General features: G+C 66.0%; 18 protein-coding genes and 1 pseudogene. 12 read left to right on the top strand and 7 right to left on the bottom strand.

The annotated features are described in order from the left end of the window. Positions 1–4 precede the first annotated feature (4 nt). Positions 5–1,192, top strand: a complete 1,188-nt coding sequence (locus IT306_17635) for a mandelate racemase/muconate lactonizing enzyme family protein (protein MCC7370250.1) — start codon at positions 5–7, stop codon at positions 1,190–1,192. 182 nt (positions 1,193–1,374) lie between these two features. On the opposite strand, the gene IT306_17630 is transcribed toward IT306_17635, so the two are convergent. Genes IT306_17630 through IT306_17615 form a run of 4 tightly spaced genes read right to left on the bottom strand, consistent with a single transcriptional unit; the run spans position 1,375 to position 5,450 of the window. Beyond that, a complete protein-coding gene (locus IT306_17630; GenBank protein MCC7370249.1) occupies positions 1,375–2,070 on the bottom strand; it encodes a 1-acyl-sn-glycerol-3-phosphate acyltransferase in 696 nt (231 codons plus the stop codon). Then, positions 2,067–3,059, bottom strand: a complete 993-nt coding sequence (locus IT306_17625) for an NAD-dependent epimerase/dehydratase family protein (GenBank protein ID MCC7370248.1) — start codon at positions 3,057–3,059, stop codon at positions 2,067–2,069. Before IT306_17625 ends, IT306_17630 begins: the two co-directional genes overlap by 4 nt. After that, complete coding sequence (locus IT306_17620) at positions 3,056–4,726, bottom strand: DUF2088 domain-containing protein (protein ID MCC7370247.1); 1,671 nt, start codon at positions 4,724–4,726, stop codon at positions 3,056–3,058. The genes IT306_17625 and IT306_17620 overlap by 4 nt, the downstream gene beginning before the upstream one ends. After that, positions 4,719–5,450: an HAD family phosphatase gene (locus tag IT306_17615; protein MCC7370246.1), complete on the bottom strand. Its 732-nt coding sequence runs from the start codon at positions 5,448–5,450 to the stop codon at positions 4,719–4,721. The genes IT306_17620 and IT306_17615 overlap by 8 nt, the downstream gene beginning before the upstream one ends. 200 nt (positions 5,451–5,650) lie before the next feature. On the opposite strand from IT306_17615, the gene IT306_17610 reads away from it, so the two are divergent. From IT306_17610 to IT306_17595, 4 genes are all read left to right on the top strand, one after another. Then, entirely contained in the window at positions 5,651–6,466 is an 816-nt protein-coding gene (locus IT306_17610) for an efflux RND transporter periplasmic adaptor subunit (protein ID MCC7370245.1), read from the top strand. A gap of 68 nt (positions 6,467–6,534) precedes the next feature. Next, positions 6,535–7,671 (top strand): ABC transporter permease, encoded by a 1,137-nt coding sequence (locus tag IT306_17605; protein MCC7370244.1) that lies wholly within the window; start codon positions 6,535–6,537, stop codon positions 7,669–7,671. Then, entirely contained in the window at positions 7,668–9,035 is a 1,368-nt protein-coding gene (locus IT306_17600) for an ATP-binding cassette domain-containing protein (protein ID MCC7370243.1), read from the top strand. Before IT306_17605 ends, IT306_17600 begins: the two co-directional genes overlap by 4 nt. Before the next feature lie 113 nt (positions 9,036–9,148). After that, entirely contained in the window at positions 9,149–11,104 is a 1,956-nt protein-coding gene (locus IT306_17595; protein MCC7370242.1) for a patatin-like phospholipase family protein, read from the top strand. A gap of 1 nt (position 11,105) precedes the next feature. Here IT306_17595 and IT306_17590 read toward each other — a convergent pair whose 3' ends face one another. Then, positions 11,106–13,655 carry a tetratricopeptide repeat protein gene (locus IT306_17590; GenBank protein MCC7370241.1) on the bottom strand — a complete coding sequence of 850 codons (2,550 nt, stop codon included), beginning with the start codon at positions 13,653–13,655 and terminating at the stop codon, positions 11,106–11,108. Positions 13,656–14,071: 416 nt separating this feature from the next. On the opposite strand from IT306_17590, the gene IT306_17585 reads away from it, so the two are divergent. From IT306_17585 to IT306_17560, 6 genes are all read left to right on the top strand, one after another. Then, entirely contained in the window at positions 14,072–15,886 is a 1,815-nt protein-coding gene (locus IT306_17585) for an aminotransferase class I/II-fold pyridoxal phosphate-dependent enzyme (GenBank protein MCC7370240.1), read from the top strand. Beyond that, positions 15,883–19,185 carry a thioester reductase domain-containing protein gene (locus IT306_17580; protein ID MCC7370239.1) on the top strand — a complete coding sequence of 1,101 codons (3,303 nt, stop codon included), beginning with the start codon at positions 15,883–15,885 and terminating at the stop codon, positions 19,183–19,185. The genes IT306_17585 and IT306_17580 overlap by 4 nt, the downstream gene beginning before the upstream one ends. A gap of 14 nt (positions 19,186–19,199) precedes the next feature. After that, positions 19,200–19,871, top strand: coding sequence for a CDP-alcohol phosphatidyltransferase family protein (locus IT306_17575; protein ID MCC7370238.1), 672 nt, complete (start codon positions 19,200–19,202; stop codon positions 19,869–19,871). Between the two features lie 2 nt (positions 19,872–19,873). Next, positions 19,874–20,071, top strand: coding sequence for a hypothetical protein (locus IT306_17570; GenBank protein ID MCC7370237.1), 198 nt, complete (start codon positions 19,874–19,876; stop codon positions 20,069–20,071). A 231-nt stretch (positions 20,072–20,302) separates the two neighbouring features. Continuing rightward, positions 20,303–23,437: a CSLREA domain-containing protein gene (locus IT306_17565; protein MCC7370236.1), complete on the top strand. Its 3,135-nt coding sequence runs from the start codon at positions 20,303–20,305 to the stop codon at positions 23,435–23,437. Between the two features lie 127 nt (positions 23,438–23,564). After that, positions 23,565–24,719, top strand: coding sequence for a P1 family peptidase (locus tag IT306_17560; GenBank protein MCC7370235.1), 1,155 nt, complete (start codon positions 23,565–23,567; stop codon positions 24,717–24,719). A 171-nt stretch (positions 24,720–24,890) separates the two neighbouring features. Here the strand turns inward: IT306_17560 and IT306_17555 are convergent, their stop codons facing one another. Continuing rightward, the gene (locus IT306_17555) at positions 24,891–25,280 is read right to left on the bottom strand and encodes a hypothetical protein (GenBank protein ID MCC7370234.1); all 390 of its coding nucleotides are present in this window, start codon (positions 25,278–25,280) and stop codon (positions 24,891–24,893) included. Here IT306_17555 and IT306_17550 point away from each other — a divergent pair. Continuing rightward, positions 25,209–25,685: pseudogene (locus IT306_17550) on the top strand (sensor histidine kinase). The gene IT306_17555 and the pseudogene IT306_17550 sit on opposite strands and share 72 nt — an antisense overlap. Positions 25,686–25,751: 66 nt before the next feature. Here the strand turns inward: IT306_17550 and IT306_17545 are convergent. Beyond that, complete coding sequence (locus IT306_17545) at positions 25,752–26,573, bottom strand: phosphotransferase (protein MCC7370233.1); 822 nt, start codon at positions 26,571–26,573, stop codon at positions 25,752–25,754. Positions 26,574–26,806: the final 233 nt, after the last annotated feature.

The raw sequence follows: 26,806 nt of genomic DNA, 5'->3' as shown, positions 1-26,806 counted from the left end.
CAGCATGAAGATCACGGATGTCGACGTCTACACCGTCGATCCGTCGAAGTTCACCACGCCGAACAGCGTGGAGTACCCCGATATCTGGACGTTCGTGCGGGTCCGCACGGACGAGGGCGTCTACGGCTGGGGCGAGTGTACGAACTTCCCCGGCAACGGCAGTTTGATGATCGCCGACGCCATCCACCACCTGAAGCCGTGGATCGTCGGCGAAGATGCTGCCGACATCAACGCGATGTGGCACCGGATCTTCCGGAAGGCGGCGTACCTCGGGCCGCGCGGGCTGCCAACAGCTGTCGTTAGCGGGTTGGACATCGCGCTCTGGGATATCAAGGGCAAGGTGACCGGCCGCCCGATCTACGATCTGCTCGGCGGGAAGGTCCGCCCGAGCATCCCCACCTACGCCAACGCCTGGTTCTTCGCGCTGGACGGCTTCCCGTTCGCCAAGACCCCCGAGGAGTACGCCGCGGCGGCCAAGCGAGCCGTGGCGAAGGGGCACACGGTCATCAAGTGCGACCCCTTCCTGGAAATGGAGCAATTTCATACTGGCTACCTGGCCGGGCAGATCTCCCCCGAGGGCGAGGACTTCGGCGCCAACATCATCGCCGCCATGCGCGAGGCCGTCGGTCCGAACATCGGGATTCTGCTGGACGCCCACGGCCACTACAACGTGCCCACCTGCGTCCGCATCTGCAAGCGGCTGGAGCCGTACAACCTGGGCTGGTTCGAGGAGCCGACGCCGCCGGAGAGCATCCAGGCACTCCGCGCCGTCCGCGAGCAGATCAACATCCCCGTCTGCGTCGGCGAGCGGCTGTACACTCGCCACGACTTCCTGCCCCTCCTGGAGCAGCACCTGACGGACTACATCATGCCGGACATCGTCTGGACCGGCGGCATCTCCGAGATGCTCCGCATTGCCACCATGGCCGAGGCGTACCACGTCCCGATCAGCCCGCACAACGCGATGGGGCCGCTGCAAGTCCTCGCCGGCGCGCACACCATGATGACCGTGCCCAACTTCTACCGGCTCGAACACAACATCGCGAACTACGCCAACTACAACCACTTCCTCGATCACCCCATCGATTTCCGGGGCGATCAGTTGTTCCTGTCAGAGCGCCCCGGCCTCGGCGTGGACTTCGACGTGGAGAAGCTGGAGGCGCACGCGGTCTACCGAAGGCCGGGTACGTAGCGCTCGGAGAGCGCGCGGACGGGGCTCTCTCGGGCGCTGGATTGTATGCGTCAAACACTCGAACCGCGGCCTGATCGGCCGTGAGTGCAGCCCGTACTCGTGCAGCCCGTACTCGTGCAGCCCGCACGAGTACGGGTCGGGAGCTTGCACTATCCCCGGGTGCGCTGTGGAGCCCCGCGATGCTAGAGAGCGTGGAGTGCCGCCTTGATCGAGGCGGTGACATGGTGAATCGGAGCTCCAGGCTCGACGTCGAACGGCGAGCCGATGTTGACGGTCACGCGGCCGGGACGTAGCAGGACGCTGCCCTTCGGTAACACTTCAAACAGACCACGCGTCCGGATCGGCACCACCGGTAGACCAAGCGTGGCGGCAATCAGTCCGACACCGTGCCTGAACGGCCCTATCTCGCCGGAAGTCGAGCGCGTGCCCTCCGGGAAAAAGAGCATCGACCAGCCACTCTCTTTCAGACGCGTACACTGGTCGAGCAGTGGCCGAATGTCGGCTCCTCGGGTGAGCGGAAAAGCCCCGACACCGAGGCCCACCATCGCGCCAACGAGCGCATGGTTGTAAAAGTAATCACGCGCTGCCCCCACCGCAATCCGACGCCGCCGTTCGGCCGGTAGTGCCCGCAGCACCACGGCGGTGTCCAGGTGACTGATATGGTTCGCTACGAAGAGCACCGGCCGATCCATCTGCTCGATCCGCTCCAGGCCGCTCACTTCGGTCCGAACCAACAGCCCCAGTAGACCAAAGAGCGGTGCCTGTATCCAGCCGCGCGCCACCACCGACAGCGGCGAGTACGGCCACCCGGGCCTGCCGACACTCGACGGCCGGGGCGGTGCCAGCACCAGTGGAGCACCCGAGCGCTGGCGCATCATTGCCCCACCTCCGCTCTCTGGAGATCGTTCACGGCCGCTGCGAGAGTCTCAGAGGGGTTACGCGGTGCAAACCCGAGCTCGGTGCGGGCCTTCGAAGCGTCAGCGTACCAGAAGCAGGTCGACATCTCGAGGCCCGCCGGGTCCAAGAGCGCTCTCTGAGCCGCGAGCGGCAGCAGCCTCAGCACGCCTGCCGCATCCTGCACCAGCGGCGTCGGAAGCCCTGGCAAGTTCCTGGCCGGTCGTCCTTCAATCTCCGCCAGCCGGCTCGTCAACTCGCGGAAGCTCACGTTCGCGGTGGTTAGCAGGTAGCGTTGGCCTGCCCGCCCCCGTGCCGCGGCCACTGGCAGGATCGCCGCGACGTCGCGCACGTCCACAAAGCTGAGCCCACCGCGCGGGACGAACGGGAGTCGACCATCCAGAAACGGCATGATCGACGCGTTCGTCGAGGACGGACCACCGCACGGCCCAAGGACCAGGGTCGGGTTGACGACGACTGTCGGAAGATCGTGCTCGGCGGTGGCCTGCAAGACAAGCTTCTCCGCAAATATCTTGCTCACGTAGTACGGCCAGCGGCTCACCAGTGTGTACGGGTATGCCGCCCCCTCGTTGTGCAGGACTGGGCGGCGCGAGACAGCGATGGTACCGGACGTCGACACAAACACCAGCCGCTCGGGGCGGTAGCGTGCGGCGGCGGCACAGACGCTCCTGGCCCCTTCGACGTGGGTCGAGAAGAAGTCTTGCCGATCCGACCGGCGACGGGACACAGGGCCAGCCAGGTGGTAGACCTGATCGACCCCATCCATCGCGCGAAACACGCTCGCGGCATCCGCCACGTTGCCTCGTACGACCTCAACGGCAGGATCGTCGTCGGCTGGGGTAGATTCGCGACAGAGCAGTCGTAGGCGGGTCTCCGGCTCGGTGCGGCGCAGGTGGGCAACCAGATGGCGCCCGAGAAAGCCGGTGCCCCCGGTGACGAGCACGTGTTTCATGCCGGTGGTCCCGTGAGATCGGCCATCACAAGGGGCGGCATCCGAAAAAACGTGACGCTGGGTCGATGTCCAAGGTACGACTGCGCGAACGCCAGCGCCTCGTCCATGCTCGTCGCCGTGTCCCAGCCCAGACGCGCGGCCGTCTCCGGCTCCCTCGCGCCGACGACGATCACCTTGCCGAGATGGGCGCGGCCCGCTTCGCCCCAATACCACATATAAAACGGATGGACGCCATGGTACGCCTTGCCCTCGCGGTAGAGGTGGCGGTAGCCCGCGTCCTGGGCAAACTCTGCCTCGAATCGGTGCTGGAGCTCAAAAGCGTCGCGCGTCTCCGGCAGCAGACGGTGGAAGAACTCGATATACGAGGGGTGCTGCTCGGCATCGAACTCGTCGTAGAGCGGATGGGTGACGATCATCACACCGCCTTTTCGGACCAGCGGGTGCCCACGGTACATGTGGAAGGTGTACGCGAGCGCCATGACCTGGACGAGCAGTGGGTTCAGGGCCGAGTCGATGTTGTACGGCGAGAGGTACGGGATGCCAGCGATCATGACATCCGCCTGACCGTCCACAGGAACGCAGTACTGCGCGTAGCAGTACGCCAATGTCCGCTCGTGAACCGCGAACGTCTCGCCAGCGTGGATCGCGATCGGCTCATACGGGGCCGAGATCTGGTGCAGCATCTTGCGCTTGATCGTCCGTGGTGACCGCGCCAGCATCGCCCGAGTCGCATGGAAGGCGGCCCAGTCCACCGTGTTGAACGCCTCCTCCGACTTCGAGAGGAACGCCGCTTCAGGGCCGAAAGCGCGGTTGTTCAAGACCGTCTCGATGTGAAAGACGTTGACGTGCTGGTTGAGGATCTGCGCGATCCGGTCGCAACTGGCGGTCAATGCCGAGCGGGTGTGGTCCATCAGCGAGTCGCTCGCGCGAATGGTGCCCGGGTTGTGGTGAGCCTGGAGTGTGCCGTAGTCAGTCAGCCCCACGCCGACGGACTTGCTGCCGCCGTCCATCGGCACGAGATTGACGTTCACGTAGATCAGCAAGTCGGACTCGGCGGCCCGACGGTTGAGCCTGACCTTCTCCCCGTGACGCGTCTCTCCGAGTTCCACGATGCCGTTCGGCGCTTCGGCGTCATGGTTGAAGAGCCGGTCCGGGTAGAACGCGCGAAAGATCTTAGATCCTACCAACCATTGCATTTCGGAGGGGGTGATGCGCCGGTGGAACGCCGTCGCCACCACGATCTGGATGTCATCAATGCCGTGCTCGGCCAGCATCTCCAGGAGCACGGTCAAGACCGACTGCCGAATGTCCGGCCGGCGCATCTTCGGGAGCGGCAGCGACACGTCGTCAATCGCGATGGTGATCTTCTGGCCGGGCTGCAGGCATGCCGCGAGCGGGTCCGATCCCTCAGGGTTCGCCAGTGCGTACTTGATCGCGGCCTCGCGGTTCGGGAGGCCGGGAATTGGTGGCTTCGACGAGATGACCCGAGTCCCGGCTGGGAGCTTGACGGAAAGCAAATCTTCGCCGGACCAGATCACGCGCGGCGCTGAGCGAGAGTCAAGCTCGGTGACACAGCCATCGTCGGGCACCAGCGCCCGGCGGCCTACCGCGTTCGGACGCGGGTCACCAAAGATACTCGGGTCCGCATACAGAGGTCGTTCAGACATGAGGCTGATCTCGCCAGTTCATGATGGGCCAGCCACGGGACTGTGCCACACGTCGAAGCCGAGGATCGGGATTGACGGCAAACGGCTCGCCCACCGCGTCGAGCATCGGTAGATCAGAGAGACTGTCAGAGTATGCCCGGGCGGTGGCCGGTGTGGTGCCATGCGCTTCGCAGATGCGCCGAATTGCGACAGCCTTCTCGCCTTCTGCCAGCAGCGGCGCCACGACTTCGCCGTTGGCGATGCCATCGCGATAGACCAGCCGATTGCACACGAGATCGTCGAAGCAGAGTTCGGCGGCCACCGGCGCCAGCGCTACGTCGAGTTCGCCGCTCAGCAGCACCAGCCGATACCCGTTCGCGCGGTCCGCCGCCAACGCAGCACGCGCCGCCGGGTAGATACTCCGACGGACCTGCTCGTCAAGCAGGCGGCCGGCCAGCTGAATGAGCACCTGCTGGTCCAGGCCACGGTACTCGCGGAAGAACAGTTCGTTGAACCTGCGGCGAGAGAACTGATTCACTCCCACAAAGAGCGGCACCTTCAGCAGCAGCCTCGCTTGCCGCGAGAGCGCCTCCAGGCGCGAGTCTAGCCGCCCGGCGAAGTAGGCGTAACGATGGACAATCGTCCCAGACGCCAGCGTGCCATCAAAATCGTAGAAGGCGAGGCGAACTGGCTCGCCCGACCCAGTCGCGCCTGGTTGGCGCTGTGAATGGTCGATCGCCTGCATCCGTAGTCCTCTGCGTCGTTCCTGGCCTGGCAGGCCTTGCACTCGCCCACGGTACGACGAAGCCGTGCGATGCGCCACGAGGAATGCGCAGCTTAACCCGCGACTAATCGCGGGTTAAGCTGCGCATTCCTCGTGGCGTCCTTCGCAGACGGGGCGTTAAGGTGAGCGATGCAAGGCACAAACTCGATGGGACGCATGTCATGGCTGTGACGACCGAACCCGTGGACCCACCGGCCGCGCCGCCGCACGTACCCGCTCCGGACGGCAGCGCGCAGCCGTTTCGGATCGCGAGTTTGCCTGTCCGACGCCGGCGCCGCGCGAATGGCCTGGTCCGGATCGTCCTCCTGTTGACCATGGCACTCGTAGCCGCCGGGCTGGCATGGCTCGGCATCCAATCCTGGAGCGTGTTCCAGCCTCTGGCTCGGGCAGACGCATCCGGAGTGATCGAGGCCGAGGAAGTGCTCATCAGTTCGGAGGTCGCCGCCCGGCTGGTGGACCTCCGGGTGGAGGAGGGCCAGACCGTCCAGGCGGGGACGGTCCTGGCGCGGCTCGACGACGCTGCCATGCAGCTCCAGCTCCAGTTGGTCGACGCGACGGCAAAGCGAGCGCTCGACGTCGAAATGGCCAAGTACACCCTGCGCGCTCCCATCACCGGTCAGGTCACGCGCACGCCCATGCGACAAGGCGAGCTGACGCTGCCGGGCCAGCCCGTCGTCGCGCTGACTGATCTCTCACGGGTGAAGGCGACGATCTACGTTCCACTACGCGACCTGGGCCAGGTGGCTGTCGGACAGGCCGTGGCCATCTCGGCCGATCATCTGCCGGGGCTGTCATTCTGGGGCATGGTCACGTCGATCAACGGGCGCGCGGAATACACGCCTCGGAACACGCAAACCGCACGTGATCGATTGAATCTGGTGTTCGGCGTCAAAGTGCGGATCGACAATCCGGATGGGTTGCTACGGCCCGGCGTTCCTGTGGATGCCAGGTTCGTGCCCGGCTCGTCCACCAGGTAGCGCATAATGGCGTCCATCTGGCGACGGTGCTCCGTGGTCGGTCGATGCGCGGGGAGGCGCCCGGGGGGATGATCGACGCTTGGGAGCGGATCGGCGCGGTAGCGCTCAAAGAGTTCGCCCACGTCTTCAAGCATCCGCCCACGGTGGCGATGCTTATTCTGTTGCCCTCGGTCCAGCTCTTGATTTTCGGCTACGCCATCAAGGCGGTCGTCGACCACATTCCGACCGTCGTGCTGGACGAGTCGCAGACGCCGGACAGCCGGGCGCTCGTGGCGGCCTTGGAGAACAGCAGCTACTTCACCATTGTTGCCAACGTCGGCACCTATCAGCAGGCGGTCGCGGCCATCGACGGTGACCGGGCGAAAGTCGGTCTGGTCATCCCGGCCGACTTCGGTGATCGAGCGATCCGTGGCGAACTGGCGCTCGCGCAGCTCCTCATTGACGGCTCGGACCCTGGGTCGTCCCAGGCGGCACTGTTCGCAGCGGGCAGCATCGCGCAGGTCCACTCGAGCGATCTCGCGGCCACCGCCATGGCGCGCCTCGGACGCGGTGGACCGCCACCCGGCCTGGAGTTGCGACCGGTCGTGCTGTACAACCCGAGTCTGGAGAGCATCCGCTTTCTCCTGCCCGGTCTGGTCGGGTTGATCCTCCAGCAGCTTGCACTCTCCTCCACCGCTCAAGCAATCATCCTCGAGCGCGAGTGGGGAACGCTCGAACAGCTCCGCATCACGCCGCTTCGCCCCATGGAGCTGATGTTCGGCAAATGTATCCCGTATGCCATCCTCTCGCTGGCCGCCGCGACGCTCACGATGCTGGCAGCCTGGCTGGTCTTTGGTACCGAGGTGGCCGGCAGCGTTCCGCTGCTCTTCGTGCTCTCGTTTCTGTTCCTGCTGGGCTCCCTCGGCGCCGGGTTGTTCATCTCGACGGTCGCGTCCACCGAGCTGGAGGCGCGGCAATACAACGACCTCTTCCTGCTGCCCTCCTACCTGCTGACCGGCTTCCTGTTTCCCCGGGAGGGCATGCCCGTCATCGCGCAGCAGATCAGCAGCCTCTTGCCACTGACACATTATCTGAAGGTCTCACGCGGCATCATGCTGAAAGGCGTTGACATCGACGTGCTCTGGCCTGCCACGGTCCCGCTCCTGATCTTCGCCGTGATCGTCTTCGCCGGGGCCGCCTACCGCCTGTCGAGGCAGCGCGAGTGACATCCGCTGTGCCGATCATCGAAGTCCACGAATTGACAAAGCGCTACGGCGCTCGCACCGTCGTCGATAACGTCTCATTCGAAGTTGCACCGGGCGAAGTGTTCGCGCTGATCGGGCCAAACGGCTCCGGGAAGACGACGACGATTCGGATGCTCTGTGGCCTGTTGGAGCCGACATCCGGCTACGCACGCATCCTGGGCTACGACGTCGTGAGCGACGCCGCGAAGGTCAGACAGCAGATCGGCTATATGAGCCAGCGATTCTCGCTCTACCAGGATCTCACCGTCCGGGACAATCTGAACTTTTACGCTCGGGTCTACAACGTCCCGCGCGCAACGCGTGGGGATCGCCTCCGCGAGCTCGTCGCCATGTGTGGCCTCGAAGGTCGGGAGCGACAGCGGGTCAGGGAGTTGTCCGGCGGCTGGAAGCAGCGTCTGGCCCTGGCGTGCGCGATCATCCACCGACCGCCGCTGCTCTTCCTGGATGAGCCGACGGCGGCGGTAGACCCCGTCTCGCGCCGCCGTTTTTTCGCTACGATCTTCCGCCTCGTCCGCGAAGGCGTCACGGCATTCATCACGACCCACTACCTGGAGGAGGCCGAGTACGCCAATCGCGTCGGTATGATCCAGGACGGCATCCTTCACGCGTTGGCGTCGCCGGCTGAGCTCAAGCAGGGTGCGCTTCGTGGCAAACTCTACAGCGTCGGCAGCCCAACGCCAATCGACACCGTTGAGGCGATCCGTGACGCACCGGGCGTGCGGGAAGCCGTCCTGTACGGCCAGACCATCCACGTGCTCGTCGATCCGCTTCAGCAATCGGCCGACACCCTCCGGGACTGGCTCGGCGCGCGGCAGTTCGCGGTCACGAACGTCACGGAGATCGAGCCGTCACTCGAAGACGTGTTCATCAGTCTGCACAGCGGCTTCTCGATGGGCGGGGACGGTTCGCGGGCGGAAGTGGAACCCGGTCGGCTACGGCTGATCCCGCTGTTCGCGGGTCTCGATGGCGAGAGCCTGGCGGTCATTGCGAACCGATTCGTGACGCGGCAGGTGCCGGCCGATCACCTGCTGGTCAGGCAGGGCGAGCTCGGCGACCGGTTCTACGTCATCGTCAATGGCAACGTTGACGTGACCCGGTCAGGTCCGGGCGAGGCCGACCAGCACCTGGCCATGCTCGGACGCGGCGACGTCTTCGGCGAGATCGCACTGATCCGGAATCAGCCGCGCAATGCCAACGTGCGGACACTCACGCCGTGCCTGCTGCTGACCCTCGACCGAACGCCGTTCCTGGAGCTCCTGGAGACGAGGCCACTCCTGCGGCAGTACGTCGAACGGATCGCCGACGAGCGTCTCGGGCAGCGGTGATCGGGGCCGGAGTCGCGGGTAAAGCTGCGCATTCCTCGTGGCGCGCGGCGTAGCTCCACCGTATCGTGGGTGGCGACAGGCGCACGCGGCAGAACGGGAACAGAAGGCGGGCGATGGAGATGGCCGACGTGCCGGCGGTTGACACCCCTGAGGTGGCATGGGGACGCTACGAACCGGAGGGCACGCGGGCACCACGCCTCGATCTCGTTGAGCGCCGGGCCGAGGCGATGGTGGCCGAGTCGCGCAGGATCATCGCCGACCTGTTCGGCATCGAGGATCCCGCGCCGGGCACGGAACCGGCTCGGGAGGCGCTCGAGAGCGCCTTCGAGTGGGTTGCGCTACACAAGGGCGCAATCCTGATGCGGCAAGGTGATCCGAGCGACTGCCTGTACGTCGTCATCAGCGGCCGGACCCGAGTCACAGCCTCAAGCTCTGATGGGACCGAGCGCAACATTGCCGAGCTGGGGCGTGGCGAGACCATCGGCGAGATGGGATTGCTGACGGGCGAGCCGCGTTCGACAACCGTCTTCGCACTACGCGACACGCAGCTCTTGCGGCTCTCAGCGGCGGCCTTTCAAGAGTTGCTCAGAGACTACCCACGACTGTTGATGGTATTGACCCGGCGCATCATCGACCGCCTCAAGGAGACCAGCGCATCGCGCGCACCGGTCACCATGCCACGGACCATCGCTGTGATCGGCGCCAGCCCGAACGTCCCACTTGGCGAACTGAGTGCTGAGCTCGCGCGAGCGCTGTCAACGCACGGCAAGACCTCCTACGTGAACAGCGCCCTTGCGGCTAGCCATCTTCGAGTTGACCAGGATGAGCTGGACGACGCCATCGACGACAGTGGTCGCCTGGCCCACTGGCTGGACGACCTTGAGCTGAAGCATCGCACCGTCCTTTTCGAAGCCGACGCCCATCCCTCCGCCTGGACCAGACGATGCATCCGCCAGGCGGACCGGGTGCTGATCGTGGGACGGGCGGGAGGCCCGCCAACTGAAGCCGAGATCGGCGCACGCCTGCACCAGGTCGGCGCCGACGGCCCGGACATCCGGCGCGAGCTCGTGCTGCTGCACCCAGAGGGGGCGACCCGGCCGGTCAACAGCAAGCGCTGGCTTGACGTGGTTCCATGCACGACCCACCATCAGGTGCGTTCAGGAGAGGCCGGGGACGTCGCGCGGCTCGGGCGGCGCCTGCTAGGCCGGCCGATCGGACTGGTTCTCAGCGGCGGCGGTGCGCGTGCTATCGCCCACCTCGGCGTGATGCGCGCCATGGACGAGCTGGGCATCCCAATCGATCTGGTCGTCGGTTCGAGCGCCGGTGCCATCATCTCGTCGCTGTACGCCGCCGATCCGAGCGTCGACCGTCTGGTCGAACGGAGTCGCGAGCTACTCCGCCAGACGCCGAAGCTTCTCGGACTGACACTCCCGATCGTGTCGCTGATGAGCTCGGGCCGCATCGCTACACTGCTGCAGTCGATCTTCGGCAATCTGCAATTCGAGGATCTCTGGCTGAAGACGTTCTGCCTGTCGAGCAGCCTGACCAACGCGACGCTACGGGTGCACGAGCGGGGCACGATCTGGGAGCACCTGCTCGCCAGCTCCGCCCTACCCGGCATCTTCCCGCCAGTACTCAAGGATGGAGAGTTGCTGATCGACGGCGGCCTGCTCGACAACCTGCCGATCGGCATCATGGCCCGCTATTGCGAAGGCGGCCCGGTGATCGCGGTAAACGCCAGCGCCGAATTCAGCCTGAACGAAGCGTACGCATTCGAGTCGAAAGTGACCGGCTGGCAGGTGCTGCTGCACCGACTGAACCCGTTTCGGAAGGCCGGACGGCTGGTCGTGCCGACGATCACGTCGATTCTGCTGCGAACAGTTGAGCTGGCCAGCGTCCAGAATCGCGGTACCCAGATCGAGCGGGCCGCGTTGTACCTGAACCCACCGGTGACGACGTTCGGCTGGTTCGAGTTCGAGGCGTTTGATCGGCTGGTCGAGGTCGGTTACTCATACGCTCGGCCTCGACTCGAAGCGTGGCTGGCGAGCCAGGGCGAGGAGCAAGCTTGAGCTACCGCGCCTCGACGATCTCTGCGAGCACCTGTTCCAGGCTCATTGCCTCACCAGCCGCGTACGCCTCGCCGAGCTCCGACACCGTCAACTGAGCCTGCAAGTCAGCGAGAAACGTCAGGTCAGATGCTTGCGTGACCGGGGGATGACCAATGCCAAGCGCCTCGCGCAAGGCCTCGGCGGCGGCGAACCAGGTTACAGCACGGCGGGGCTCGCCACGCGCCTCGGCGACGCGGGCGAAGCCGCCGAGTGCATGAATCAAGAATCCGTGATCGCCGACTGCTCGCAGTGCCAGGAGACTCTCGCGAAGCATGTTCGCCGCGGTGTCGATCTGACCGGTCGTCAGGATGAGCCGGCCAAGCATCGTGGACGTGATCGCGACGTAGCGATCATCTCCAAGGTGACGATAGCGACGAAGGCACTCATCCAGGACGGGCAACGCTCGATCGGTTTCCCCCTGATTCTGTAAGGCGACGCCAAGATTGAGCAGGGCGAACGCGATGACCCGGTCATTCGCGAGCTCGCGTCCCAGCCGGAGGCTCTCCTGAGCGAGCCATATACCGCGCTCGATGGCGCCCTTTCGGCGATACACGGCGGAGAGCCAACCCAGTGTCTCCGCCTCGCTGCAGGGGTCCTTCAGGTTTCGTGCGGAGGCGAGGGCCTCGACGAGCAACGTTTCCGCACGCTCAATATCGCCCTGCCACTGGGCCAATCCACCCGCACCGATGAGTGCCTGCATCTGCAAGTCCGGCGAGGCGCCGCCTCCACGCGATGCGGCGATGGCGGTCTCCAGCCAGTGGCGGCCCTCACTGAGGTAGGCGCGAGCCTCCCAGCACGGCGTCAGCGCCACCGCGAGCCTCAGGCCATGCTCGACGTCACCGGACTCGGCAAGCCAGGTGAGCGCTGCCCGCACATTGTCTCTCTCCAATTCGAGTCGGGCCAGCCACGTGCTCTGCTCCCGGTCGCGCAGCAGCGGGGCCGCTCGCTCGGCAAACGCGACGTAGTAGGCGGCGTGGCGCGCCCGCGCGCCCTCGCGCTCCCGCGCGACCGCGAGCGCCAGTGCGGCGTACTGCCGGACCGGTTCTAGCAACCGATACCTGTGTCCGTGTCGGGTCCGCTCGGAGACGACCAGCGACTTGTCCACAAGGTTGGTCAGGACGTCCAGCATCGCGTCGGTCGCCGGGTCGGCGGTGCCCTCCAAAGCGTGCTCGCCGCACACGCGTTCGGCGGCGTCCAGGTCGAATCCTCCGGCGAACGAACTCAGCGTCCGAAACGCGGCCTGTTCAGCATCCGACAGCAGATCGTAGCTCCAGTCGAGCGCAGCCTCGATCGTCTGCTGTCGGGTCGGCCCGCCCCGCGAGCCATTCGTCAACAGCCGAAACGAGCCGTCCAGGCGCGCGGCGATCTGCTCGGCCGATAATACCGCGATCCGCGACGCCGCCAGCTCGATGGCGAGCGGGATGCCGTCGAGCCGCGCGCAGATCTGCGTCACCCACGTCGCGTTCGCCTCGGTCAAGGCAAAGTCAGGGTCGATTGCGTGGGCGCGCTCCACAAACAGCCGTACGGAGGCGATCTCCCCCAACACCGCGAGCGTTGCACTGCCACCAGGGTCTGGCACGTCCAGCGGCCGGACCGGGCGGCGCTGTTCACCAGCGACCCGGAGCGGCTCGCGGCTCGTGGCCAGAATCGAAAGATCGGGACACGCCGTGAGCAGGCGTCTGGCCAACTCGGCGCACCCCTCGATGAGGTGCTCGCAGTTGTCAAGCACCAGCAGCAGCCGCTTGCGCCGCAAGAACCCCAGAAGCGTGTCCAGCAGCGACGTGCCCTGGATCTCGTAGACCCCGAGCACCCCGGCCACGCTCGGTGCCACGAGCGCAGCATCGGCAGTCGAGGCCAGCTCCACGAACCAGACCCCATCGACAAACGCATCCAAGAGGTCGGCTGCGACCTGGACGGCGAGGCTGGTCTTGCCAGAACCACCTACCCCGGTCAACGTGACCAGCCGCTGATGTTGCTTGACGATGGTGGTGCGGATCGCGGCAAGGTCGGCCTCGCGTCCCAGCAGGCTGCTGACCGGCCAGGGGATATTCGTCGGGGTCGGTCGGGAGAGGGCCACCAGGGCCGGCTCGCGCACGACCGGCTCCGCTGGTGGCTCGGGGAGCGGCAGGAAGTCTGGTTCGCTTTGCCGCTCCGCCACCTGGCCGCGCACCAGGGAACGCTGACGAGGACGAGACACGACGGCGTCCATCAGCGCGTGGCGGGTTTCGTCGGAGAGGCCCAGCGCCTGAACCAGGCTGAGCGCTGTAGAGCGACGCGGGTGAACGTCGCCGGCCTCAACCTCCTGGATCGTACGAGGGCTGATGCCAGACCGCTCGGCTAGCGTCTCCTGGGTCAGTCTGGCCGCCAGTCGGTGCTCGCGCAACAGAGCCCCGAAGGTTGCAGCTCTGCGCGGAACTGACATCAACCTTCCCTCAAACAGGAACGTGAATACGGGATTGAACGCCCCGCAGTGTATCACGCAGAGAACCGTCTCACGGCGAACTGACGGCACTGTCTACATCACTCGGTAGGACGGGCAGACCGAGCAACGATCCGGTTCCAGCAGGTACGGACCTCGAGCCAGGACGTCAAAGGCGCGGTAGAAGGCGCGGCTAAAGCTGCGTATTCCGCGTGGTTCACACCGCCGAGCGGCCGTATGTTGAGATGCAGAATGTGTCGCCCACGCCGACGAAAGGATCGGGGCACGTGCCAGATGCCGAAGCGTTGCTCTGTCAGGGTTGCTGGGATGAGATGCACGTGCCGGTCCCAACCCATGGCCCGCTCGCCTTCCCGTTGTGGCTTGCCGGTATCTGGGTGAGCCGGATGTCCGCCCAGGCCCGTGATCAACTTGGGCGGGACTACGCCGTGCAGGGACTCAACTAGGGATGGTCCGGGCTTGATGATGCAGCACGCCGGGGGACTCGTGTCATGCAGGCGGTGATTCTGGCTGCCGGTCTGGGGAAGCGCCTCGGCGCTACCACCCGCCATTCGACCAAGTGCATGGTCGAGCTCAATGGCCGGCGGCTGGTGGAGTACGCGCTCGACGCCCTGATACGGGCGAACGTCGAACGGATCGTCATCGTCGTGGGCCATGGGGCCGACGAGGTCCGAGCCTTTCTCGGCAGCGAGCAGGCCGGCATCCCGGTCCACTACGTCACCAACCCGGTCTACGCCGAGACGAACAACATCTACTCGCTCTTGCTCGCACGCGAGTACCTGGAACAGGACGACACGCTGCTCCTGGAGAGCGACGTCATCTTCGAGCCAGAGATTTTGCTGGCGTGCGCCTCCCACCCTGCGAAAAATGTGGCGGTGGTCGCCGCATACGAGCCGTGGATGGACGGGACGGTCACAGTCCTCGACGACGACCTGCGGATAACCCGCTTTGTTTCGAAGCGGGAGTTTCGGCGGGCTGAGGCGGCCAGCTACTTCAAGACGGTCAATCTGTACAAGTTGAGCCGCGAACTCTCCAGGAGTCGGCTCATGCCGTTCCTGGCGGCGTACGTCGGCATGGAGGGGCGCGGGCACTACTACGAGGAAGTGCTGCGGGCGCTCGTCTACATGGGCGACGACAACCTCGTCGCGTTGCCAGTCGGTGAGCGGCGCTGGTACGAGATCGATGACCAGCAGGATCTTGACATAGCCAGTGTCCTGTTCGCGCCCGCCGAGGAGCGATTCGAGCGGCTCCAGAAACGGTACGGCGGCTACTGGCGCTTCCCACGGTTGAAGGACTTCACGTACCTCGTACACCCGTATTTTCCATCTGACGGCCTCCGCGAGGCGCTCTCCGACGCCGCCCCACAGCTGGCGACGATGTACCCGTCTGGCCTGGCGGTCCAGCGTTCGCTGGCGGCTGGGTTGTTTCGCTGCCAGCCGGACCAGATTCTGGTGGGGAATGGGGCCGCCGAATTGATCTCAGCCATGCTCGCCGACATCTCAGGCCCGGTCATCGTGCCGACGCCGACCTTCGAGGAGTACGGGCACTATCCCGAAGCGGTGCCGATGGGGCCGGCGGCGCTCGAACCGGACACATTCAGGCACGACCTGGACAATCTGGCGCAGGCGTCCCGAGACCAGTCGGCGGCAGCGCTGGTGTTGGTCAACCCGAACAACCCAACCGGCCAGACCTTCAGGCGCGACGACATTCTGGTGCTCCTGGAAACGTTGCGCACGCAAGGCACTCGGCTGATCCTCGACGAGTCGTTCATCGATTTCGTGGATGGCTGCCAGGGGCGCTCCTTGCTGGATCCCGAGACGCTGGCCCGCTTCCCGAATCTGATCGTGATTCGCAGCCTTGGCAAGTCGCATGGCATCGCCGGGCTCCGCCTGGGCGTGCTGGCGTCCGGGGACGCCGTTCTCCTCCAACGCATCGCCGGCCGCCTGCCAATCTGGAATATCAACGCCCTGGCCGAGTGGTTCATGCAGATGGTCGGACGGTACGAGTGCGAGTACCGCGCCGCTTGCCATCGGCTCATTGAGAACCGCGCTCAGCTCACGAGAGACCTGGCCTGCCTGCCAGGCCTCCGGGCAATTGAATCGGGCGGCAACTTCGTGCTCTGCGAGGTCCGCCCGCCCTGGACCGCTGCCACCCTGGGCCAGCGACTGCTGACAGAGCACTGGCTGCTCGTCAAGGACTGCACCGGCAAGGCCGGCCTCGGCCAGGGGCAGTACATCCGCGTGGCCGTCAAGAGTGAAGAGGAGAATGCTGCGTTGATTCAGGCGCTCCAAGGGCTGATGTCATGACGCGTACCCCTCAGGCTCCGGGAACACCGAGCACGAGCGACGCGCCCACACGGCTAGCCAGCTCACCCGCCAGCACCCAGTGCGAGAGTCTGGTTGATCTGCTGCGGCTCCGCGCGTGCGAGTCTCCCGACAACCTGGGCTACAGCTTCCTCGGATCCGACGAAGCCCCACGACGGCAGCTAACCTACCGGGAGCTTGACCGACAGGCACGGGCGATTGGGGCGCACCTGAGCGGCATGGCGGCCCCGGGCGAGCGCGTGCTGCTGCTGCTTCCGCACGAGCCAGAGTATATCGCGGCGTTCTTCGGCTGCCTCTACGCTGATCTCATCGCGGTGCCGGCTTTCCCACCCTCGGCTCGGCGGGTAGATAAGCGCATCACCGCCATCATTGAGGACGCTGACGCCTCGGTGGTTCTGGTTACTGAGCGCACGTTCGCCCTGCTTGCCGACAACCACGTACGGTATCCCGGGCTGGGGGGTCGCCGTTGGATTGCGATTGAGCGCCTGTTGGACGACGTGGACTGGGCGCCGTCTCCGACAAGAAGATCATCAGTAGCGTACCTCCAGTACACCTCCGGCTCCACGAGCGTGCCGCGCGGAGTCATGATTTCTCATGCAAACGTCCTGCACAACCTGGAAACAATTCGGCAGGGCATAGACGGTCGGCCGCAGACACACGCCGTCTCGTGGGCACCGCTGTTTCACGATCTGGGCCTGGTCGGCGGGATGCTGATGCCGCTCTACCACGGTGTCCCAGTGACTACGATGTCGCCGATGCACTTCCTGGAAGACCCGGTCCGTTGGCTCCGGGTGATCTCAGCGGTACAGGCGAGCGCCAGCCCCGGCCCGAACTTTGCCTACGACCTGTGTGTGCAGCGCACCACGCCCGACGAGCGAGCGCGCCTTGATCTGCGGTCTTGGAATTTCGCGAGCGTTGCGGCCGAGCCGATCCGGCCAGCCACGCTCGAACGGTTCGCGGAAGCATTCTCCGTGGCTGGATTCCGGCCAGAAGCGTTCTGGCCGGCGTACGGGCTCGCCGAATCGACCCTGGCGGTCACAGCTGGTGTACTGCCAGGCCAGAAGCTGGCGCGGCCGTTCGACCGGACGGCCCTGGAACGGTCGGCGGGGATACCGGCGACACTGGGCGACGTCGACGCAGTCAGGATGCTGGCGACCAGTGGGCGCTGGGGACGGGACACCGAGGTCGTCATTGTCGATCCTGAGCGCGGCGTCCGTCTGCCGCCGGGCCGGATTGGCGAGATCTGGTGCATGAGCGAGAGTGTCGGCCAAGGCTACTGGAATCGCCCTGCCGACAGTGCATCGCTCTTTCAGGCACGGCTTGCGGACTCCGGCGACGGCCCGTTCCTCCGGACCGGCGATCTTGGATTTGTGCACGATGGCGAACTGTTCATCACCGGGCGTCTGAAAGACCTGATCATCATTCGAGGACGAAACCACCATCCTCACGACTTCGAGCACTCGGCTGAGAGCAGCCATCCGGAGCTCAGGCGGACCCATGTTGCCGCCTTCGGATTGGAGCAAGACGGCGCGGAGCAGGTGGTGATCATTGCGGAGGTCCGGCGACGCTCCTGGCCGGAGCCAGAAGCGCTGGCCCAGATCTCGGAAGCGATCCGAGCCGCGCTGGCCGCCGATCACCAGGTCGAGCCGACGACGATTGCCCTTGTCGGACCCGGCAGCCTGCCCAAGACCTCGAGCGGCAAGCTCCAGCGCAGCTTGATCCGCGAGACGTGGCGGGCAGGCGGATTCAGTCCGCTCTACCTCTGGCAGCGCCCCGGCTCGCACGCTGCTGTCACTTCACCGGCCCTTGCCACTGCTGCTCAGGGCCTGGTCATAGGTGCTGACGGGCGGACCGACGATCTGCTGATGGCGCTGCTGGACTGCGTCGGGCGAATCGTGGGCTCAACCGTGCGGCGCTTCTCGGGAGATGATCGGCTGTTCGACTTGGGCCTGGACTCGTTGGGGCTGATCCATCTGAAACTGGAGATAGAGCGGAAGCTAGGTCGGTGGTTGCAGTTCGCGCAGTTGGAAGATAACCCGACCCTCCGAGACCTGGCCGCGCGGCTGAGCGTACCCTTAGACGCTACCGCGCAGACCGTGGACCTCCGGGCCGAGGCCGTGCTCGATGCCGAGATCCGTCCGGCGGCGGGTCAGGCGCTGACGACCGCGGCGCTCCGGGAGATCCTCCTGACCGGCGCGACGGGCTTCCTGGGCGCCTACCTGCTGCGCGAGCTCCTGGATCAGACCACAGCCGAGGTCTTCTGCCTGGTTCGCGCTCCGGACGAGACCTCCGCCCGGCAGCGGCTACAGCACGCGATGACACGGCACGGACTGTGGGACGAGCGGGATGCGGCCAGAATCCGGCCGCTGCCCGGCGATCTGGGCCGGCCGCTCCTGGGCCTCAGTCCCGAGCGATTTGCGTCGCTTGCCGGCAGCCTCGACGCGATTTACCACAACGGCGCCTGGCTGAACTTCGTCCAATCCTACCACCAGCTCAAGCCGGCGAACGTGGACGGCACCTGCGAGATCCTGCGGCTGGCCTGTCTCAGCCGTCCGAAGGCCCTGCATTACGTCTCGACGGCCTCTGTTTTCTACGGGGCCGCCTACGACGGCCGGCTCATCGACGAAGCAGAGCCGCTCGATCATCCGGCCGGGTTAGATCTTGGGTACATTCAGAGCAAATGGGTCGCCGAGCAACTTGTGTGGGCTGCGTCTCGGCGTGGACTTCCCGTCAGCGTCTACCGACCAGGCTGGATTCTCGGTGACAGCCGCACCGGCCATTCGAGCGGCGAGGAGTTGTTTGGGCGTGTGGTGCGGGGTTGCGTGCAGCTGGGCCTGGCGCCGCGCCTGGACTATCTCTGGCGTGGCGCACCAGTGGACTATGTCAGCCGGGCGATTGTGACGCTGGCAACGGCTCACGGGGCGGCTGGCCGGGCATTCCATCTCGGCGGATCGAACACCATCTCGTGGGAGCGGCTTGTGGAGTGGATCGACGCGGCCGGCTACCCGATCAATTTGGTCCCGTTCGACCGCTGGCTGTCAGAGCTTTTGACCAGCGACGACAACCCGTTGTTGCCGCTGTTGCCGTTCCTTGCAGATCGCGCATCGGGCGGACCGGCGACGCGGCCGGAGCGCTACGCTCAACGCACGCTCGCGCACCTCGACGATAGCGCCACGCTGGCCGCGCTCCCGGCCACGGTTCCGGCCTGCCCGCCGCTCGAGAGAGAACTGTTGCACCGCTACCTGGACAGCTACGCTGTGCGCCGCGCCCTGCGCACCTGAAGGAGACCACAAGCGTGCCAGCATTGGTCCCGGCCCTGCTCCACCGTCACGACCCAAGCCCGATGGCTCGGCTTGGCTACGCCGTTGCCCGGAGGATCGAGCCACGGCTCTCTGACCGAGCCACGCCGAATCAGGTGACGGTGGTCGGATTCGGCGGCATGGTCATCGCTGGGCTGGCGTTCTACCTGGCTGGCTACCACCCGGCCTGGTTCATCGTCGCAGAGCTCGGTGTGATCACGCACTGGCTGGCAGATCACCTTGACGGACACCTGGCTCGCACGCGAGGCCTCACGTCGGATCGCGGCCTGTTCCTCGATATGTATCTTGACATGGTCAGCATCGTTTGTCTCATGTATGGGATCGCCAGCGCGTCATACTCGTACTTTCCGATCTTCATGACCTACTTGATTGTGGCGCTGATGCGCGGCCTGGTGTTGGCCCACTGGGTTCATTTCAGGCAGCGCGAGATGCTCCCATTGTTCGGGCTGGCTGATGCCCCACTGCTGGCCGGCATGTGTGCAGGACTGACGTGGTACTTTCCGGGGCCGGTGGTCACGGTTGGCGCGCTCGGGTTGGGCTGGTTCGACGTCGCAGCGATACCGTTGGCGGGCCTGCTCCTGTGCGATGTCGTCGTCCAGTTCTTCGGCCTGGTCCAGGCACTCGACCCACCACTGCAGGGGCGGTAGCGATGGTGCCTGGTCTTCGGATGCTGGAGCAGGGGCTGACGGACTACATCATGCCGGACGTGGTCTGGACGGGCGGCATCTCCGAGCTGCTACGCATCGCCACGCTGGCCGAGGCGTACCACATGCCGATCAGCCCGCACGTGGACTTCGACGTCGAGAAGCTGCAGGCGCACGCGGTCTACCGCCGCCCTGGGACGTAGTTCGCAGGGAGACGCAGAGGTAGGGGTGAGGGCCTGCCAGCGAACGTTCTGCGCCAGGTCCATCTGAAGCCGCCGAGAGCGATCCAGATCCCACTCGCGATAGATGAGTGCTCACCCCATAATGCGCCCGCAAGTCTCAGTAGGTTGTGCAGCGCGCGCGTCGCTTGCGACCCGCAGAACACCACCTGGCGCTGCGACTCTGGAGTCCCGATGTTCCGGGTGATCCGCAGTGTGGCTCAGAGTTCGCTAGCCCGCGCGTTGCTCCTGGCGCTCGTCTTTGCCGGGCTGGCCCTGGTAGCGACCGCCCCGTCGGCCTTCGCCGCGAACATCATCGTCAACATCTCGGTTGATGAAGACACAGCGAACGGTGACTGTTCCCTGCGCGAGGCGATCACCGCCGCCAACACCGACGCCGCCTACAACGGCTGCACGGCGGGATCTGGCGCAGATACCATCAGCTTCCATATCCCTGGCGCGGCCCTGTCCACCCGGACCATCGCGCCACTCAATGCGCTCGGCAACCTGCCAAACATCATCACGCCGCTCACCATTGACGGCTGGTCTCAGGGCGTCTTCGATGGTACCGCTGGCTACAACGCCGCGCCGCTCATCGAGCTGAGCGGCGCGAACGGGCCAACTGGTGTCACAAACGCCGGCCTGGCTGTCCTGGGAACCTCGGCCAATGGCGTGCTGATTCGCGGCCTCATCGTGAATAGATTCACAGGTTCCAACACGAACGGCATCCTCATCGACGGCGGCGCGAGCAACGTGACGCTGCACGGCAACTACGTGGGTCTGAACGCCGACGGGACAGCCGCCGCGAGCAACGATCGGTTCGGCATCAACGTGACGGGCGTCGCGACGTCCAATGTGACGATCGGGGGAACCAGTCCGGAGCACCGCAATGTCGTGAGCGGAACGACCGCGGCTGGCTTCGGTATCAACATTGACCTGACCGGCAACAACATAACCGTTCAGGGAAACTACATCGGCACGAACGCCGCCGGTACAGCAGCCGTACCCAACGTCTTTGGCATCGCCGCCACCAGCTTCGGGTCAAATGTGGTGGTGGGCGGAACGGCCCCGGGTGCGCGAAACATTATCTCGGGAAACACGGGAACGCAGATCGGCGTGGCAAGGAACGCGCTGATTCAAGGGAACTGGATCGGCACGGACGCAACTGGGACCAGTCTGATTCCCTCTGGTGGATGGGGCATCGAACTCGGGAACGCCCAATTAAACGTCACCATTGGGGGAACGACCGCCGCTGCGCGAAATGTCGTCGTCGGCATGACGTCTTCGGGCATTGATGCGACCTTCAACGGCAGCGCGCCGTCCTCCGTGACGATTCAAGGGAACTATGTTGGCGTGATGCCCGATGGCACGACCCCCGGCGGGAATGGCGGGGACGGCATCCTGATCCGAGGCAACGTCCCCCTTACCGTTGGTGGAACGGCGCCCGGGGCCGGCAACCTGATCGCCAACAATGCTGGGGACGGCGTCTCGGTTCAAAATGCCGGCACGTTCGCGCTCATTCGCGGCAACCGCATCTTCAACAACGGCACGACGGCCAATCATCTCGGTATTGAGCTGCAAGGCGACGGCATCACCGCCAACGACACGGGTGACGGGGACACCGGCGGTAACACCCTCCTCAACTTCCCTGTGTTGACGAGCGCCGGCCTGCACGCTGGCGCCACCCGCGTCACCGGCACCCTGAACAGCACCGTTAACACCAGCTTTGAGATCGACCTGTACGCCAACGCCAGTTGCAGCGTGAGCGGGAACGGTCAGGGCGAGACGTATCTCGGGTCCACCAGCGTAACAACGGACATCAGCGGCAACGGCGCCTTCACCATCCTGAACCTGCCAGCGACCACCCTGGGCCAGTTCATCACCGCCACGACCTCGAACACGACGACCGGCGCGACCTCCGAGTTCTCGGCCTGCCGGACCGTCGTTGCACCGTCCATCGGGGTGACGCCAACCTCAGGGCTGACCACGACTGAAGCTGGCGGGACGGCCACCTTCAATGTCCAGCTAGCAGTGGTGCCGTCCTCCGTGGTGACCATCGGCGTGTCCAGTAGCGATCTGACGGAGGGCGGCGTCAGCACCGCCACCCTCACCTTCCAGCCCGATGCCACCGGTGTGGTGGCGCAGACGGTGACCCTCACCGGCGTGGACGATCTGATCCAGGACGGCAACGTCGCGTACACCGCCATCCTGGCCGCTGCCACGAGCGCGGACGGTGCCTACAGCGGGGTCAACCCCACGGACGTCTCGGCCACCAACCAGGACAACGAAGGAACGCCCGCGCTCTCCATCGCCAACGTGCAGCAGGCCGAGGGTGCGAGCGGGTCTGCCGCGATGACGTTCACCGTGTCGCTGACTCCGGGGTCGCTCCAGACCATCACGGTCCAGTACGCCACCTCAGACAACACCGCCACCAGCGGCATCAGCTGCGGCGTTGGGGTGGATTACGTGCCCGCCAGCGGCGCACTCACCTTCTCCCCAACCGAGACGAGCAAGCAGATTCCGGTCACGATGTGCGGAGATCTCCTGTCTGAGCCCGATGAAACGTTCACCGTGACCCTCTCCAACCCCACGAATGCGCTGTTGGGGCAGGCCACCGCGACGGGCACCATCCAGGACGATGACGTGACCCAGACCGTGTCCGTGGGAACCCCACAGCTGACCCTGAACGCTGATGGCACCGGCACCGCCACGATCCCGGTCAACGTCGCGACCTCGAACCTGACAAGCGCAGCGGTGGCGGCCAGCGCGGCCGGCAGACCGAGCGCGGCTGCCGCCCAGACTGTCACGGTCTCCTACACCACGCAGGACGGCACCGCGAAGGCGAACGTGGACTACCTCCCCATCAGCGGCACCCTCACGTTTGCCCCTGGCGATTCGCAGAAGACGGTAGCCGTGACGGTGCTGCCAGTGGGGCTGGCAAGTCCCAGCGGCATCGAGTTCCGGCTGGTGCTGACCTCCACCACGAACGGCGTGATCGCGCCGGGCCAGGATCAGGCGACCGTGCTCCTCCCAGCTGATACCCGGGCGGTGAAGCCGTCCACGGACGACACCGACAAGCCGCGCCGGCTCACCGAGGAGCAGCGGCAGCAACGGCAGCAGACCAACCGCTCCAACCGGGACGATACCCACACGGAAGGCAACGTGTTGGAAGTCGGGACGGACGCCAATGGGGCGTACCTGATTCTGGCGAATCGGGACGGTCCGGTGACCGTGCGCCTGCACGGGGACGCTGCAAAGACCACCGTCAAGGTGGGTGACTACGTGCAGGTGGAAGGTACCAAGGAGAGCGAGGCACTGTTCATCGCGGACGAGGTGAGCGTGAGTCGGTAGCGACCAGCTATTCCTCTCAGACCGTCCCGGCCTCGGTGTGGACTTCGACGGAGAGACGCTGGAAGCGCACGCGGTCTACCGCCGCCCCGGCGGCTGGGACAGTACGCCGCCAGACGGAGGAGAACAGATGCGTGCGCGAGATGCCGGCCTACGGATCGGAGTGCTGGAGCCAGGGCCGCTCGATGCGATCACCGACGTGGCCGGCGTCCGTGTCGGCCACGAGACGCTGATCTGGGGAGACGGTCCGCTCGTCGTCGGTAAGGGGCCGGTGCGAACGGGTGTCACCGTCATCCTGCCCCGCCACGAGCACGCCTGGGACGCGCCGGTCTTCGCCGGCTGCCACACGCTCAACGGGGCTGGCGAGATGACCGGCCTGGAGTGGCTGCGAGAGTGCGGCACGCTGGCCGGCCCGGTCGCCATCACCAACACCCACAGCGTCGGTGTCGTTCGCGATGCCCTGGTGCGCTACGAAGCGGAGCAGCGCATCGCTCGGGGTGAGACGGGGCACTGGTGGAGCCTGCCGGTGGTCGCGGAGACCTATGACGGCGGCCTCAACGACATCAACGGCATGCACGTCACCACGGAGCACGTCCAGCGCGCCCTGGCGTCGGCCCAGCGTGGGCCAGTTGCGGAGGGGAACGTCGGCGGGGGCACCGGCATGGTCTGCTTCGGGTTCAAAGGCGGCATCGGCACGGCGTCCCGCGTGGTCACCGGACCAGCGGGCACGTACACCGTCGGTGCGCTCGTGCAAGCAAACTTTGGGCGCCGCGAGCTACTCCGCATCGACGGTGTGCCGGTTGGCCAGGAGATCCCGACGCGTGAGGTGCCCCGGCCCGGACAGCAGCTTGCCCCAGACCGCGCCGCCATGGGGCCACCGGGTGCCGGCTCGATCATCGTGATCCTGGCAACGGATGCGCCATTGCTCCCGCACCAGTGCGACAGGCTGGCCCAGCGGGCCGGCCTGGGCATCGCACGGGTGGGCGGCGGCGAGGGGAACGGCAGCGGCGACATCTTCCTGGCGTTTTCCACGGGCAATGCTGGCCTGCCACCAGAGCACGGGGGCAACATCCCGGTTCAGACCCAGGTCACGATGCTCGCGAACACGCACCTGTCAGACCTGTTCGCCGCCGCAATTGAGGCGACGGAGGCGGCCATCGTCAATGCGCTGCTGGCAGCCGAGACGATGGTCGGGCGCGATGGCAACGTGGCCCACCGACTGGACCCCGCGCGCCTGTTCGACATCCTGCATCGGTACGGACGCGCACCCAGCCCGCACCCCTGACGCCGGCGCGTCGGTGGCAGCGCCGCCCGCACAGGCCGCTGCGAGCGCGCCGACGATAGCCGGGATCTCGCCGCTGGGGTCGGTCGCGTTGACGGGGTCGTTGCCGACGCAGGCATGCAAGCCGGCTCGCCGCCGATGACGGCGAGCCGGCCGGCAGTCAGGCCCTCCGCCTTACTGCGGACCGGTCACGAAGTCGGCCACGAAGACGCGGCACTGCTCCTGGGCGGCCCGAAGGCCCGGAATACTCAGGCCAGCCGGATTCCCTGGCATGCGCGTGGTGTCGATGATCGGCCCATTCGGGTCAGGGTCCGGAAAGTCCTTCACGCCGTTCTCGCGGATGCACTGGGCGAACTTGAGGGCACGCTCCTGCTGCTGTGCGCTCCGCCTGACGCCCATGAACCCCGCTGGCTGGAGATCCGTACACGCACCGATGGCCTGCTGCCACACCGTACTGCCCGGGTCCAGCTTCGAGCCGTTCACGACGCCGTCACCCGAGAACGTGTTGACCTGTCCCTCGTTGCGGAAGAGGCGGCGGAAACGCTGCTCCCCCTTGCAGAGCAACGCGGTCTCACCCTCGAGACCTCCGGGGACATGACCGCTGCCCTCGGCTCGCACGCGCTCCTGCTGCAGTTGAGCACGAACCTCGTCCACAACGCCATCGTCCACAATCTGCCCGAACACGGCAGCGTGTGGGTTACGACCAGCGTTCACCCCAGAAATGTGGCGCTCACCGTCGAGAACACCGGCGCGAAGCTCACCCCGCAGGTCGTGTCCACGCTTGCCGAGCCGTTCCAGCGCGGAGCCGAGCGGACCGCCACCGACCATCCAGGCGTCGGCCTCGGACTGGCGATCGTCAAGAGCATCGCCCAGGCCCACGACGGGATCCTTACCCTCAGCCCCCGCGCGGCCGGGGGACTCCGCGTCACCGTGCAGCTCCCTGCCGCACCACAGCCCGCTGGCCGATGACCCTGGAAGACGACCAGCGGCGCGCGCGAACCTGACGACCCGCGGAGCGGCATAGCGCGTCAGCGCTCAGCGAGCATCGGCGTCCATCATCGCGCGCAGCTCGCCGAGCCACTCCCGGGCCAGCAGACGGCCGTTCGGCAGCCGGTCGTCTCGATTCCACCGCCACGCGGTAATCATCGCCAGCATCAGCATCCGACACTGCCGGTGAAGTGCATGATCGATGTTCGGGTACTGCCCGGCGACCTCCAGGGGCGCATGCGCGAGGTCGAACTCAACCGGCCCACGGCAGCACGTCTCAAGATCGATGAACAGCAGCCCGTCCTTCGTGCTGAGCACGTTGCCAGGGTGCGGCTCGCCGTGCAGGAGCTGCTCGGGCGCACCACAGTCCTGGATCGCCCGGCTCATGCCGCGCAGCGTGGAGCAGAGCAACGCACGGTCAGCAGCGGCGAGCGCAGGAGAACGGCCCGGGTCCGTCACGAGTGCCAGCGCCTGCCCGACCCGGTCCAACATGTGCGGCGTCGGCAGATCGATCTGCCGCATCCCAGCATGCAGGCGCTGGAGCACCTCTGCGTACTCGGCAGGCGCGGGCACGTGAGTCATCACCGGCGCGTGGTAGGTCCAGAACGTGACCGCGAAGCCGTCGCGCCGGTACACCCGAGACGCGACGCGCGGGTCAAGAGCAACGACGGGGCTGCCGGCGGCGACAAGCCGTTGGGCAAGCTCGACCTCCCGCTCGGCCGCCTCCTGGCCCGCGTGGGCCACCCGCGCAACGACGTCACACGGCAACAGGCGCAGGGTCAGCTTGTCCGAGTCCTGCAGGATGACGACATCCTCGGCCCGCAAGCCAGCCGCCGATGCGCTCGCGATGGCCGCGCGAACTGCCTCCATGATGGCAGCAACTGGAGCACAACACGGCCAACGACGGCAACGCCGACACGATCATGCGTCACCTGTTGAAGTCACCTGCTGGACGGGCGCAGCGGTTCGCCGTTCGTGGCAGACGGCGGCACTGGCCTGCGAGGGCGATGGTCTCTGGTTAGGGCAACTGCATGACTCCTGGTATTCCCATACTGCTGCGGATCGGGCGGTCAGGGAATGATGGCGTTTGACGAAATACCCAC

The organism is Chloroflexota bacterium (assembly GCA_020850535.1).
Lineage (GTDB): Bacteria > Chloroflexota > UBA6077 > UBA6077 > JACCZL01 > JADZEM01.
The sequence above is the reverse complement of the archived record's forward strand: the minus strand, read 5'-3'. Positions and strand labels throughout refer to the sequence as shown.

Coding starts and splice junctions, on each gene's coding strand:
- IT306_17620 (MCC7370247.1), bottom strand. CDS start 4,726: ATGTCTGAACGACCTCTGTATGCGGACCCGAGTATCTTTGGTGACCCG.
- IT306_17580 (MCC7370239.1), top strand. CDS start 15,883: ATGACGCGTACCCCTCAGGCTCCGGGAACACCGAGCACGAGCGACGCG.
- IT306_17630 (MCC7370249.1), bottom strand. CDS start 2,070: ATGATGCGCCAGCGCTCGGGTGCTCCACTGGTGCTGGCACCGCCCCGG.
- IT306_17635 (MCC7370250.1), top strand. CDS start 5: ATGAAGATCACGGATGTCGACGTCTACACCGTCGATCCGTCGAAGTTC.
- IT306_17595 (MCC7370242.1), top strand. CDS start 9,149: ATGGAGATGGCCGACGTGCCGGCGGTTGACACCCCTGAGGTGGCATGG.
- IT306_17545 (MCC7370233.1), bottom strand. CDS start 26,573: ATGGAGGCAGTTCGCGCGGCCATCGCGAGCGCATCGGCGGCTGGCTTG.
- IT306_17585 (MCC7370240.1), top strand. CDS start 14,072: ATGCAGGCGGTGATTCTGGCTGCCGGTCTGGGGAAGCGCCTCGGCGCT.
- IT306_17615 (MCC7370246.1), bottom strand. CDS start 5,450: ATGCAGGCGATCGACCATTCACAGCGCCAACCAGGCGCGACTGGGTCG.
- IT306_17570 (MCC7370237.1), top strand. CDS start 19,874: ATGGTGCCTGGTCTTCGGATGCTGGAGCAGGGGCTGACGGACTACATC.
- IT306_17560 (MCC7370235.1), top strand. CDS start 23,565: ATGCGTGCGCGAGATGCCGGCCTACGGATCGGAGTGCTGGAGCCAGGG.
- IT306_17605 (MCC7370244.1), top strand. CDS start 6,535: ATGATCGACGCTTGGGAGCGGATCGGCGCGGTAGCGCTCAAAGAGTTC.
- IT306_17610 (MCC7370245.1), top strand. CDS start 5,651: ATGGCTGTGACGACCGAACCCGTGGACCCACCGGCCGCGCCGCCGCAC.
- IT306_17625 (MCC7370248.1), bottom strand. CDS start 3,059: ATGAAACACGTGCTCGTCACCGGGGGCACCGGCTTTCTCGGGCGCCAT.